Source organism: Phnomibacter sp., assembly GCF_036803085.1.
Lineage (GTDB): Bacteria > Bacteroidota > Bacteroidia > Chitinophagales > Chitinophagaceae > Phnomibacter.
Genome location: NZ_DAIRUZ010000013.1, coordinates 1 through 14,148, shown reverse-complemented (window position 1 = coordinate 14,148; position 14,148 = coordinate 1). Strand labels below are relative to the sequence as shown.

9 protein-coding genes are annotated in these 14,148 nt (G+C 44.5%); 5 read left to right on the top strand and 4 right to left on the bottom strand.

From position 1 onward, the window contains the following. Nucleotides 1–967: 967 nt before the first annotated feature. A complete protein-coding gene (locus V7Q13_RS17390) occupies nt 968–1,594 on the bottom strand; it encodes a peptidylprolyl isomerase (RefSeq protein ID WP_333801940.1) in 627 nt (208 codons plus the stop codon). Nucleotides 1,595–2,152: 558 nt separating this feature from the next. Here V7Q13_RS17390 and V7Q13_RS17385 point away from each other — a divergent pair. The 3 genes from V7Q13_RS17385 (at nt 2,153) to V7Q13_RS17375 (ending at nt 7,815) form a co-directional block, all read left to right on the top strand. Continuing rightward, on the top strand, nt 2,153–4,063 hold the full coding sequence (locus tag V7Q13_RS17385; protein WP_333801939.1) for a beta-N-acetylhexosaminidase: 1,911 nt from the start codon (nt 2,153–2,155) through the stop codon (nt 4,061–4,063). A gap of 89 nt (nt 4,064–4,152) precedes the next feature. Then, nucleotides 4,153–7,035: a DEAD/DEAH box helicase gene (locus tag V7Q13_RS17380; protein ID WP_333801938.1), complete on the top strand. Its 2,883-nt coding sequence runs from the start codon at nt 4,153–4,155 to the stop codon at nt 7,033–7,035. A 372-nt stretch (nt 7,036–7,407) separates the two neighbouring features. Beyond that, complete coding sequence (locus V7Q13_RS17375) at nt 7,408–7,815, top strand: hypothetical protein (RefSeq protein ID WP_333801937.1); 408 nt, start codon at nt 7,408–7,410, stop codon at nt 7,813–7,815. A gap of 66 nt (nt 7,816–7,881) precedes the next feature. Here the strand turns inward: V7Q13_RS17375 and V7Q13_RS17370 are convergent, their stop codons facing one another. The 3 genes from V7Q13_RS17370 to V7Q13_RS17360 all read right to left on the bottom strand — a co-directional run bounded on the left by V7Q13_RS17370 (nt 7,882) and on the right by V7Q13_RS17360 (nt 10,151). Beyond that, nucleotides 7,882–8,577, bottom strand: coding sequence for an alpha/beta hydrolase (locus tag V7Q13_RS17370; protein WP_333801936.1), 696 nt, complete (start codon nt 8,575–8,577; stop codon nt 7,882–7,884). A gap of 24 nt (nt 8,578–8,601) precedes the next feature. Further along, a complete protein-coding gene (locus V7Q13_RS17365) occupies nt 8,602–9,033 on the bottom strand; it encodes a hypothetical protein (protein ID WP_333801935.1) in 432 nt (143 codons plus the stop codon). Between the two features lie 134 nt (nt 9,034–9,167). Then, nucleotides 9,168–10,151, bottom strand: a complete 984-nt coding sequence (locus V7Q13_RS17360; protein ID WP_333801934.1) for an ABC transporter ATP-binding protein — start codon at nt 10,149–10,151, stop codon at nt 9,168–9,170. A 237-nt stretch (nt 10,152–10,388) separates the two neighbouring features. Here V7Q13_RS17360 and V7Q13_RS17355 point away from each other — a divergent pair, with 237 nt between their 5' ends. Further along, entirely contained in the window at nt 10,389–13,256 is a 2,868-nt protein-coding gene (locus V7Q13_RS17355) for a sensor histidine kinase (protein ID WP_333801933.1), read from the top strand. A gap of 4 nt (nt 13,257–13,260) precedes the next feature. Then, nucleotides 13,261–14,025 carry a LytR/AlgR family response regulator transcription factor gene (locus V7Q13_RS17350; RefSeq protein WP_333801932.1) on the top strand — a complete coding sequence of 255 codons (765 nt, stop codon included), beginning with the start codon at nt 13,261–13,263 and terminating at the stop codon, nt 14,023–14,025. Nucleotides 14,026–14,148: the final 123 nt, after the last annotated feature.

Below are 14,148 nucleotides of genomic sequence, written 5' to 3'. Positions count from 1 at the left end.
TAACGAACAGGGCTTTGTGCAGGTTGGGAATTAGCATTCCGTCTGCCCATAACCGCTGCTGATTAAAAATTTAATGTTGAAGTTAAGTACAAAAGTTCAGCAATGAACGTCACGCCCGAACAAAAGCCAAATAGAATTACAAATGCTCATTTTTATTCCGTCAGCCCAACTTGCACAAAACCCCTTGTTGTGTGCCGTACGTCTTCGCTTCAGGAATCGGTTGTTCAAATTTTAAAAGAACTTTTTATTCTAAAAACTGTCGTTGCTCAATGCCGCAAAGTTTCTTTGAGTAGTCATTCGCTTATGTGTCCACCGAAAACTGCAACGAAAAATAAAAACTACTCAAATTATTTTTCCAAATTAAATACTGCTGTCAATTTCAACGTCTTTGTGTCGCCCAAATGCTGCAACAAAAATTGAATACAGTTTAGATTTTTTTCATCTGCGTTTAGAAACTGTGTCAATAAAAAATAATTTGTGTCCACCCAAAAACTACTACTGAAAAAAGCAAAAATTTCTTGTCGTTATGTGTCGTGCTGCTCAAAAGTCTTGGTCAAGGTTGCAGTGATTGTCAAACTGCGTACTGTGTCCACTTGCCTATGACTTGAGCAAAAGTCCAGCCGTTACAAATGCCAAATTGAAAAACTAAAGAACAAATTATGTACAAAAGTTGAACAATGAAGGTCAAGCCGATGTGGGCTTTAGGTCAAGTCAAATCTAAATGATAAAGAACATTTTTACTGTCGCCCCCAACGCTGGCAAAACTGTTTGGCAGTATGGCACACAACACGTAAATATATGATACTGTTTTCAAAAACACCTAATGAAACATTATTGATGGTCAATGTTATAGCGTTATACATTTAGTATTGTTATTAGTACAATACACCCGGTTATACATGTTGTATTGTTGGCCATAGGTGCAATTTTCTAACCGTTTATAGTTGCTAATCAACATGAGCATCTCTCACTTCCTCCTCACCGTTATAATATCCACTTGCGGGGTGAAGTATTGGTTTTCTTCGGGGCGGCGGTAAATTTTTTGTACCACCTCCATGCCTTTGGTTACCTGTCCAAATACGGCATAGCCCTGGCCATCGCCGTTGTTGTCGCCACCAAAGTCGAAGCCCGGTTGGTTGCCGATGCAAATAAAGAATTCGGTGTTGGCGGTGCCGGTATCTTGCCGGGCCAGGGATAGGGCCCCGTTGATATGCCTCAGCCCTGTTTGCTGTGTGTTTTCATGCGGTATGCCTTTCAGGTATTCCCGTTTGTTGCCCGTGCCCCACAGGCCGCCCTGAATTAGTTCGGCGGGGGCGCTGCCCATGGGTTGGTTGTCTTGGCTGAGTATGCGGTAAAAACTGCTGCGTTGGTAAAACCCGGAATCGACAAACCGTAGAAATGCCGCTACGCTTTGCGGCGCTTTGTCGGGGTACAGTTCGGCTTCAATATCGCCGTATTGTGTTTCAATCACAATGCGGGGATGGCCGTCTTTTTCATCTCCGGCGGAGGGGCCGCATTGGGCCCACAGCACACTCATACAAACCAAAACAATCCATTGTTTCATACCCGCAATGTACAGCAGGATGTATTCCATTAAAAGAGGGTTAATGGAGGGAATTTTATTCAATAACCCGTATTGCTTCTGTTAACGCCAAGAACAGCTGTTTTTTTGAATGCTTCACTACACTAAGCGGTTCTGTTAGCGGCATGTCACTTTCTTTCTCTTGGAAAAAAGAAAGGCAAGCGTAATGGGAGGTTGCGAACAAAGCCCTCGCCACTGCAGTTCAAGATTGTTGCAGTCTTCTAAACCGTTCAAACGGTTTTGTGTATTGCTCATATGCTATAGCCCACGGTTAAAACCGTGGGCTATAGATGGCATGTTAGGCTTACAAATGGATTCATCCATTTTCCTTCATTGCATACACTAAAAAGTGTTGGGGCCGGAAGTAATGTTGATTCACTTGATAAGGGATGGGGAAAAGTTGGGATGTTCCTTGCCTTTTCATGGAAATTGCGACCTAAATGCGTATGCCCATTGATTGTTTAGTAGTATGGCGCATGTGTTAATAAAAAACATTATCAATAGCTCCGGCATTGGCTGCAAAAGCCAATCAACTATCTTGCCCCTTCCCGAATTTAAAATTGCCCATACATGAAAAAACTGATGATGTTGCTGGCACTGGCAACAGGCATAGGACAAACCATCGCCCAGCAAAGCAGGGTGGCCATTATTCCGCAACCGGTTTCGGTAAAAGAAAATCCCGGTAGCTACCTGTTGCCCAAGCAAATTGTGGTAGATGCACCCAACATGGCGTCGCTGCAATACACCCAAAAATGGCTGCAGCACAAACTCACTACCGCTACGGGTTATACCATGCTGTTTACACAGGGGAAACCTGCTACCGCCAGCATTGTGCTGCAGCAGTTGCAACCGGCCAATGCAACGTTGGGCAAAGAAGGCTATGAGCTGGAAGTGAACCAGAAACAAATCATCATCAAAGCCAATGAGGCCGCCGGTTTTTACTACGGCGTACAAAGTTTGGTGCAGTTGTTTCCCAAAGAAATAGAAGCGAAGCAAGTGCAGAAAAATGTACAGTGGACAGCTCCCTGCGCCAACATTACAGACTATCCCCGCTTTGCGTGGCGTGGACTCATGTTTGATGTTTCCCGTCACTTTTTTACCAAGCAGGAAGTGAAAGATTACATCGATCAGATGGCCCGGTATAAGTTCAATGTGTTTCACTGGCACCTCACCGACGACGAAGGCTGGCGCCTCGAAATCAAAGGCCTGCCCAAGCTCACATCAGTAGGAGCGTGGCGGGTGCCCAAAGAGGGTTACTTCGGTGATATGAGCAAGCCCGAACCTAACGAGCCCAAAACCTATGGCGGCTTTTATACGCAGGAAGATGTGAAGGAAATTATTGCCTATGCCAAAGAACGTTTTGTGAATATTTTACCCGAAATAGATGTGCCCGGCCATAGCCTGGCGGCCATTGCTTCGTACCCCGAACTGAGCTGCACACCCGGTGCCGAAAACTATGTGGTACGCAGCGGCGAAAAAATCATGAACTGGTTGGGCGACGGTAAGTTTACCGCCATTGTAGACAACGCACTGTGTCCTGCCAACGAAAAAGTGTACACATTTTTAGATCAGGTGTTTGGCGAAGTAGCGGCCCTGTTTCCTTTCGACTACATCCACATTGGTGGCGATGAATGTGCCCATAATTTTTGGGAGAAAAACGAGCAGATTCTGGCCCTCATGAAAAAGGAAAACCTGAAAGACATGCACGAACTGCAAAGTTATTTTACCAAGCGGGTTACTGGCATTATCACGGCCAAAGGCAAAAAAGTAATTGGTTGGGATGAAATACTCGAAGGCGGTCTGGTAGATGGTGCTGCCGTAATGAGCTGGCGTGGCGAAAAAGGCGGCATTGAAGCAGCCAAACTGAAGCACGAAGTGGTAATGAGCCCCACTACCTACAGCTATATCGATTACATGCAGGGCGATGTGGCCATTGAGCCACGGGTGTATGCTACGCTGCGGTTGAACAAAGCGTATCAGTTCAACCCCGTACCTGCCGGAGTGGATGCCCAATACATCAAGGGCGGACAGGCCAACCTGTGGACAGAGCAGGTGTACAACATGCGTCATGCGCAATACATGACCTGGCCCCGGGCTTTTGCCACCATCGAAAGTGTGTGGACGCCTGTGGAGCAAAAGAACTGGACGAACTTTGCCAACCGGGTAGAGAAACATTTCGAACGCCTGGATGTGCGTCAGATTAAATACGCCCCCAGTGTGTACGAGCCCAGCTTTACTGCCCGCCTCGATGCCGACGGACAGTTGTGGGTAGAAATGCAAACGGAAATCGACAACATCAAAGTGCATTACACCTTCGACAACTCCTTCCCCGATCAGTTTTATCCTGCCTATACCACGGCGGTAAAAGTGCCGAAAGATGCGGTGCAACTGAAGGTGATGAGCTATCGCGGCGATACACCGAAGGGAAGATTGATGACCATTTCGGTAGAAGAACTGAAGAAAAGAGCGGGTAAAAAATAAACCCGCAGCCATACAAAAAATCCTGCTGAATTCGGCAGGATTTTTTTGTGCCACTCACCCTATGTTTGCGCCCCTTTTTGTGTACACACATGGCCAGTCAACCTCAAACTGTTTCTGTAAAAACCGTGCTACTGCTACAGCCCATGCGGCTATTGCACCGGCATCCGGTATTGCAATTGCTGCAGGTGAGCAAGAAAGACAATGGCATGGTAGAAATGGAAGAGCTGCCCGTGATGCAGGCCATTGTGGCGCAGCACCTCAAAGGGCTGGATGCAGAAGCCCGCAAGGCGCTGATGATGGTGAGTGAATCGGCCTTGCAAAAAGAGAAACTGCTGATTGAAAAGCGGTTTGAATTGCAACGCACTGCTACCGGCTGGCCGGCTTTTTACGACAAAGCCATGGCCCGTTATTTTTTGCAGGTGCTGGGTCAGTTGAAGCAATACGGCCAACAGCTATCGTGGTACCACCGGCTGCCGCATGGTGCTACCAATAAAATTGTAACGGCACCTTGTGTGTACCATCCCTTTGCCGTGATGTTATCGTTTTGCATAATTGTAAAAAACGATATACCGCAAATAGATGTTTGGGTAGAGAAGGGAAAGGAAAAAACATTGCTGGCAGAATACCGACGGTTTTATTTTTTACTGGAAAAAAATCACCAGTATTTGCACCTGCCGCTGCGTTGCTACGAATTGTTGGAATGGCTGGATGAACATACATGGGATGAACAAACCATGCCGGCCATTGACTATGCAAGGAGCGTGGCCAACCACATTCGTCAGCAGGGTTTTGAGGTGCAGGCCGATGCATTGGAAGAGGCCGTCGCCATTACCACAGCGCCTGCCCGCCGTGTGTTGCTCAGCGAACTCAACAATGCTTTTTTGATGCTTACGCCACAGTTTGTATATGAAGACTGTGTGATAGAAGGGGCGTACGAACCCATTACCAAGTACAAACAAGATGAGGTAACGCTGCACATTCACCGGGATGAAACAGCAGAGCAATCGTTGGTGCAATTTTTACAAGGCTTGCATCCCAACTTCAGCCGCCAATACAACGGGTACTACTACCTCAGCTTTGCCGATGCGCAAAAGAAAGGCTGGTTTCTGAAAGTCTATCATCAGTTGCTGGATGCGGATATTGAATTGCGGGGCATGGATTTGCTCAGGCATTTTAAATATGCGCCCTACAAACCCGAAACAAAACTGCAGATACTGCAAGAGCTGGTAGATGTGTTGCAGGTGAGCATTCAGGTGAGTTTTGGAAAAGAAAAAATTCCATTGTCCGATTTGCAAAAAATGTTGCTCAACGGGCAAAAAGCCGTGATGCTGAAAGATGGTAGCCTTGGTGTGTTGGGCGAAGAATGGTTGCGCCAATACGCAGGCATGGTAAAGCATAGCCGGGTGCAGGGCGATCAGCTGCAAGTGCCCCGATGGTTGGCCATGAGCCTGGATGCCACCGATGATAACGCACTCCAATTGACGCAAGTATTGCCAGAGCAGTGGTGGCAACAATGGACGCAGTGGCATCAGCAGGAAGATGCGTTGTATGCATTGCCGCAAACCCTGCAGGTACAAGCATTGCGACCGTATCAGCAGAAAGGATATGAATGGTTGCGGCTGCTGGCCGAAGCAGGTGGCAGCGGCTGCCTGGCCGATGATATGGGCTTAGGTAAAACCTTGCAGACCATTGCATTTTTAGCGCATCGGTTTGAGCAAGACAGCACCGCCCGTTTTTTGGTAGTGTGCCCCGCCTCGCTGATGTACAACTGGCAGCAGGAGTTGGAAAAATTTGCGCCGGTGTTGCGCAGCATCGCTTATCACGGAGCACAACGCAAAGCTGACTGGATAACAGACGAGCAGTATCAGGTACTTATTACCAGCTATGGTACGTTGCGGCAGGATATAGAACAGTTTGCTGCCGTTACGTTTAATACAGTGGTGATAGATGAAAGTCATTACATCAAAAATCCGGTGGCACAAATTACCCGTGCCATTACACAACTGCAGGCACCGTTTCGCATTGCGCTGAGCGGTACACCGGTGATGAATGGAACAGTTGATTTATATGCACAGCTCAACTTTTTGTTGCCGGGCATGTTGGGCAGCAAGGAATTTTTCCGAAGAGAATATGCGTACCCTATAGAGCAACAAAAGGATGAAGAGAAAGCGGTTGCATTGCAAAAAATGATTGCGCCATTTATTCTGCGTCGAACCAAAGAACAAGTGGCGGCTGATTTGCCGGAGAAAACCGAATCGATATTGTGGTGCCACATGGGGCATGATCAGCGCATGGCTTACGAATCGTTGAAAGAGGAAATACGCGGCAGTGTATTGTTGGAAATTGAACAAAAAGGATTGCAGGCTGGCAAGCTATCGGTGTTGGCAGGCTTAACCAAATTGCGCCAGTTATGCAATAGTCCGGCACTGGTGAAAGATGCCGATCTGTTTTGTGAAGACAGCATAAAGACCGATGTGTTGATGGAAGAGCTGAAACAAATTATTCCGCAGCACAAGGTGCTGGTGTTTTCACAATTCACTGGCATGCTCGATGTATTGGAGCAAGCGTTGATGCAGCATCGCATTGTTTTCAGCAGGATAGATGGCAGTACACCTGCACACAAACGGCAGGAGTTAGTGAATGCATTTCAATCAACGGATACCGATGCTTCGGTGATGTTGATTAGTTTGAAAGCAGGCAATGCCGGATTGAATTTAACCGCAGCAGATTATGTATTTCTTGTAGATCCGTGGTGGAATGCAGCGGTAGAAAATCAGGCGATTGACAGAACGCACCGCATTGGACAAACGCAGCCCGTATTTGCGTACCGTATGATTTGCAAGCATACAGTAGAAGAAAAGATATTGCAATTGAAAGACCGGAAAAAGAAATTAGCCGAGTCATTAATTACTACAGAAGATGGCCTGATGCAAGAATTAAGCATTGAAGATGTGGCCTTTTTGTTTCAGTAAACTGTCATGTAATTGTCCGGATGATGCCCTTTTTCACTGTAAAAAGGGCATTAACATTTTCGTAATTTACCGTTGGGCATGATGGAGATGTGTAGCTAAAACTCAATGCTGGCAAGGGTTTTAGGGTTTGGTTGGCTGTTTAGGTATCATGCCGAAAAGCCAAATCGGGTTGTGCTTCGCTAAAAATGAGTTCTATGTTTGCACTATCAATTGATACACACACCAACACAACCCTATGCATGGAACACCGTATATGAAAACACACATGCACGTTTTTATTTACGGTTTCAACTCTTCGATTGTTAGCCGAATGAAATGAAGAAGTGAATAGATCGAAACGGATTTATTAAACCATTAAAAATCGCAAGAGTTATGAAAAAGTACACGTTTATTATTGCAATCGCAGCCATGGTAATGGCTATGCTTCCTGCCGGCGAAACATTTGCCCGCAAATCAAACACCCGCAAAACTGAAAACCAGAACGCTGGAAATATCGTTGTTCGTCACTACGGTTCAGACGACCGCTTCATTTACCTGCAGGTTCAACTGCAGCAAAACAATGACAAGCCCGCTGTATTCCGCATTGCCGACGAAATGGGAGAGTTGTTGTTCGTTGATCGTATCAACGTAAAGAATCACACTGTTACCGTGAAGTTTCGCCCCGAAGAACTGGAGCGTATCGAACTGGAACTGACAACCGCTGAAGGTGTGTTCCGTAAGAAACTCGCTGTTCAGGTAAAAACTTTTTCTTCAACAGTAATTGAAGAAGTAAGTAAGTAATTTATTTATTAAACAAGCAATCACTCAATCGGTGCCTGTATTATACAGGTGCCGATTGTTGTTTTATCATTTTGCCAATGCATCGAATACAGCATTGATGTATTGGCTTACTTCTGTTGCCCGGTTCCAGATCATAAAATGACCTGCATCACTGAGCCAATAGTTAGCGCTTACTTTTTTGGGCAATAACAATTTGTCGGCCCTGCCATGAATGTGTATGATATTCTGTGTAGGCGTTTGACCCTGCCAGGTAAGAATCATGTTTACAGCCCTTTTCACAAATAGATGGTGCGTGTCTTTCAGCATCATTTGTTTGATGTACAAATCTTCGGTCTTGCTTTGTGTATCAAAAATATACTTGTTGAGGCTGCTGAATTGCGTCACCATCCAATAAGGCACCATTTTGTGTAGCTGCAATTTGCCGGCTGTACGCATCCATATTGGTAGCTCTTGTCTGCATTTGCAACTACTGATAATGATGGTTTGCTGCACCGGCACGATGCGGCTGATTTCTGTAGCCAGCATACCTCCAAATGAAACGCCCAATAAAATGGGTTGTGCATGTTTGATTTGTGCCGCCAGTCGTGCTGCATATTGTGGCAGTGTTTCACCTGCATCCGGCATCGTCCATTCTATAGGATGCAATGTTGCATTGTGCAATTGCAACTGTTTAAAAATGCGAAAGTCGGCACCCAAACCACTGATACAATACACATGATGCATACCTGATATTCTGTTGCTGATAGCATAAAGGTAAATCAAGTATGCATCGGAAAATGTTGTCGGTTATTTCGAAGATGTTGATGTGGAATCTACACCTAGAGTGTTGCCATTATTTGCTTTTCCCGGAAACAGGCCACCGCAATTCCAGGCCATTCCATCCATGGCTTGCCAGTAGCCGAGCCAGTAATCTTGTACATCAACTGTCATTAAATATCCTTCGGTTCTGTTGTACACTGTTTTTACACCCCAGCTGCTAAAATTGCCGTACAAAGTAGTGCCCATAAATGGCGCCGAGCCGCCCCACATACGTAGCAACGCATAGCCACGACTGGTTTCAATTACAAAGCTGGTACAGCCAAAATTGCTGGCTACCACTATGCCTCTTTCTTTGCGCAACCATTCACTTTCATCTACAGGCGGACGAATAATAGCTTGTTTGCTGCAAGCAGTTAATAACAGTAGCAAGGGAATGGCAATGAGTAGTAGTCGTTTCATAACGATTGCTTTAGTATGCCTGTATGACGGACTACTACAACAATGATGATACAAAAGCAGGTTAAAGATTTCTGAGTATTCTGTTAATGAAATACTTGACTGATAAACTACACGGTGGGCAAATGCTAAAAGCATCAGCAAAGTTGCAAATGCACATAGATTGTTTGTCCAACGGACACAGCATGTTGCATGCTGCGGCAAAACAACAGTTGCCCTTGCACACGAATGCCGAGCAAAACAGTAGGACCCTCAAATGATATAGTTTCAATCTGTGCTTCCAGAAAATGCGGCACAGGCACAAGGCTTATCTGCCATTGTTCTGGCCTGCTGATGTGAATGGTTTGCGCTGTACCGTTTGAAAAATGCGGAAACCATGTTTGTATTTGTGCAGTTGGTAATGCGTTGTACACGCCAAACAAACCAGCCACGTAATCAGATACGGGATGATAATAAATCTCCCTTGCTGAACCTTGTTGAACCAGCTTACCATGCTGCATAATCCAAATTTCTTCTGCCCAGCTCAGCATGTCGGTAGTATCATGCGAAATCATGATGATGCCAATGTTCAAGGTAGCGTGTAAGTTGGCTATTATTCGTCGCATTGATTGCTTGTGTAGTGTGTCCAAATTTGAAAACGGTTCATCGAGCAATAGTAGCCCAGGCTGTGTGGTTAAAATTTTGGCCAGTGCTATTCTTTGTCTTTCCCCGCCCGATAAGCCGCTGTTGGTTTTGCGTTGTAACAGGTGGTCTATTTCACAAAGCCGGTAGAGTTGCAGTTGTTCTTCCGCATTGAGCTCACTTCCATAATCCAATAAATCGGCTACGATGTAATTATTGCGCAATTCAAAATGCTGGCTCAGACAAGCAATGCCTTTGTGACCTGGCAGCAGTTGCTCGTTCGGCCCTAAAATGCGTTCGCCGTTGAAGAAGATCTCTCCGCCGTCGGGTTGCACATGGCCGGCTATCATTTTGAGCAAAGTGCTTTTACCGGAGCCTGTTTCGCCGGCAATGGCCAGCCTGCAACCACCGTGCAGGTTGAAGCTGATAGGTGCCACAACGGCTACATTGTTGTAAGCCTTGTGCAATGCCCTGGCCGATAAAAAAGATACTGTGCTCATGTGTTATAGCTGCGCAAAGTAATGGGCAAATACCTTGTTGTAGTTGCGTATTCGGCAAACATCTGTACACAAAAAAAGCCTTTTCGTGAATTCTGCTGAGGATTTGGCAAAACAATATTCAGCAGTATTTAGCAGCAGCGTATTATTGACATTCAAAAGACTGCCTTTTACATAGCTGAAGTGGATGTTGGTGAAAGGCAGTTTACTTTTGCCATGATGCGGGTAATACTCTTTTTAATGATACTGATATGCTGGCTTTCCGGAAACGGGCAAGACCCTGTGTACCGTATGCTTACTAATCAAAACGGATTGCCCAGCAACACAGTGTATTCTGTAATGCAAGATCAGAAGGGGTACTTATGGTTGGGCCATGATCGTGGATTAAGCCGCTACGATGGTGTAAAGTTTTTGCAGTACAAATCCAGCATGTTGCAAGGGTATAGCTTGAGTAATCTGATGGAAAATTCTGAGGGCGTAATTTGGGTGCAGGATTTTGCCGGCAATTTTTATTGTACCAATAACGATTCTATTGTACGGCAACAAAATTTCAACAGCCCTGGTACTTATTCAACGGCAGGTATTATACAAGGCAATTTGTTGGTATCGGTGAAGTATGACAGTATCAGGGTGCTGAATACAATTACAAAGCAGCGCAGCAGTTTGTCCTATCCTGGTACTTTTTATTCGGCAGCTTGTTTTGATGATAATACATTGTTTTTTATAAGCGGAAATTTCATTTACCGCTTTGATGGAAAACGTTTAGAAAAGCATTTGGAATTGGGGCATTCGTTGGACGGTGTTTTTTTTCTGCGGAAAACGTCTTTTGGCTTTGTGGCTTTTGCAAAAACCGGATCTCCTAATGTATACGTCATCGGTAAGAATGGAGTACAAGCTTTGTCTATTCTTAAGCCAAATACTTTTATCCAGGAAGTAAACAGTTTGGGTGCTCAGTTTTGGATAAGTACTACTGCCGGGGCCTATTGTTTTTCGGAAGATTTGAAGCCAATGTATGATGGCCATTGTTTTTTTGAAAACAGTAGCATTAGCCGTATTGCAAAAGATAGGGAAGGAAGTTATTGGTTTGCAACTTTGGATAAAGGATTGATTATGGTGCCGAATATGGCAACCAGATTGTACGGCTACAATAATGAGTCTATAACTGCACTTGCTGAAAAAAATGAACAAATATTATTGGCAGGAACAAGTGTGCACAGGCTGCTTGCTTTCGATACGAAAACGCATTTATATCAAACGTTGTATAAGGCACCCACTAACCATGAGGTGTTGCACATATTGCATGACGATTTGAATAGCAGAACTTTTTTATGCTCTGATCGAATTACTTATTTGAAAAACTTTTCGTTGCAACAGCAATACATGTTTGCGGGTAAAAATGTTGTACCGATGGGAGATAACTGGTATTCATTTACCCATGCCAGTGGTATTGGTTTTTTCAATAGTCAATTTCCGGCAGACACGGTATTGCCAGCAAAAATTGCATTTTCCGGAAAGGCAAAAGTGCCTCGAAACAGAGGCCGTTGGGTGTTGTATAATGCAGCTACGGCAACACTTCTTGCAGCTACCAGTGGTGGTCTGTTTTATTATACGCCTACTGCTTCTGGCAGTTTAATGTATAAAGGTTTGCCAGTTTATGCATCCAGCCTGTTGCAAGCCAATGATGAAGTGTTTATTACCACTTACAGTCAGGGTGTGCTGCTATTGAACAGCAACATGCAGATAAGTCCGCTTACGGACAAGCCAATTGCTAACAGCATTTACAAACTGCAGGTGCATGGTGATGATGTTTGGATGCTTTCGGATGAAGCAGTGCTGAAATATAACAGGAAGGAAAAAACAATGCAAGTGTATTCCGTAGCCGATGGATTGCCGAAGGCTGAATACAAAGACATGCGTTGGTTAAACGGTGAACTGTATGTGGCTACCACGCAAGGCTTGGTACAGTTTGATGCAACTATGGGTGCTGCAAATACTGTAGCTCCGATTATGGATATTCATCAGGTGTTGGTAAATGGCAATTCAGTATTATGGCAAGATGGTATGCAACTGGCGAGTAATCAAAATAATCTTTCCATTGGTTTTGCTGTTTTATCGTATAAAAATATCAATGAGCAAAAGGTAGAATATCGCATCAATGATCAACCGTGGCAACAGTTGGAAACGGGTGTACGGTCATTGAATCTGTCTGCATTGGCACCGGGTAAATACACCTTGCAAATACAAGCTGCCAACGAAGATGGATTGCCTGCTGCACAACCATTAACATTGAACTTTTTAATTCAAGCACCATTGTACCGGCAATGGTGGTTTTTGTTGGTAATAAGTATTATATCAATCGCTGGAGTGTATGTGTATTTCAAAATAAAGCTGCGTAGAGAGCAAAGGGAAAATGCCCTTAAAACGCAGCAAATGCAACTGGAGCAAGAGTTACAACGCAGCAAGTTGGTAAGTATTAAAAGCCAAATGAATCCGCATTTCTTTTTTAATGCACTCAATACAATTCAGTCTTACATATACACCAACGATAAATTACAAGCCGCCAATTACCTCAATCAATTTTCGGAGCTTACCCGCATGGTGTTGGATATGAGCAATAGGGATTTGATTACATTAAGTGAAGAGTTAAGAGCTTTGCAGTTGTATCTTGATTTGGAAGCACTTCGGTTTGAAGATAAGTTGCATTACAAGCTTGAGGTAGAACCCAATTTACAAACGGATGTTCATTGGTTGCCGCCCATGTTGATACAGCCTTATGTTGAAAATGCTATTAAGCATGGATTGCTGCACAGCAAAAACAGATGGGAGTTATTGGTGAAGTTTAGCCTTGGTGCTGAAGGATTAATAATAGTAATAGATGACAATGGTGTTGGGCGCAAGAAAAGCGAACAGTTGAATGCGCATCGCTACAGGCAGCATGAATCGTTTGCCATGTCGGCAAATGCAAAGCGGTTAGAGATTTTGAATAAAGGATTGACAAACGTCATCAGCATACAAATAATTGATAAGTACGATGCGCTGGGTATGGCTGCAGGTACAACAGTAGAACTGCATGTGCCTTCGCCACAGCGGCAAAATAAAAATATATAGAGAGATGCATACATGTATAATTATAGATGATGAGCCAAGAGCAAGAGCCTTATTGCAGGCCATGATTGAGCAGTATTGTCCGCAATTGCAAGTGTTGGCGCTTTGCGAAGATTTGCCTTCGGGGGTAAAAGCCATTCACAAGCACAAACCATCGTTGGTTTTTCTCGACATAGAAATGCCGGGACATTCCGGGTTAGAAATTCTTGATTTTTTCAATCCCGAAGAGGTTGACTATCGCATCATCTTTACCACTGCATACAGCGAGTATGCTTTGCAGGCATTTCGCTTTTCTGCCATCGACTATTTGCTGAAGCCCATCAAGCACTCTCAACTTATAGAAGCAGTTGAACGTTTTGTACAAACAGATAAGCAAAGTCAGGTGCAACAGTTGAAAGCGCTACAGCAAAACCTGGAAGCCCGCACCAATTGGGAGGAGAAACGCATTGCGTTGCCAACAGGGCATAGTTTGCATTTTTTGAAACCCAACGAAATTGTACTCATAAAAGGGGAGGCTGCATACAGCGATTTTCATTTAAGCAACGGCACTAAGGTGCTCGTAAGTAAAAATCTGAAACACTTTGAAGAGCAGTTGGCTCCGTTGCCCATGTTTTACAGGTGTCATAAATCCTATATCGTTAATTTACATCACGTGGTGCGTTATGTAAAAGCAGATGGAGGCCATTTATTGTTGACGGGAAATCTTCGTGCGATGGTATCCATCGAAAAAGTAAACGAAACAATGGAGTTAATGAATAGGCTAGGAGAGTAGCTGGTTGAAGTTTTCCAACTTTTGGTGAGTGTATTTACGCAGTTGCTCAATCCGCTGTTTACATTTTTGTGGTAGTATAAAACACTTTGTGTAAATGTATTCTATAGCTGTGTTCAGAGGTAA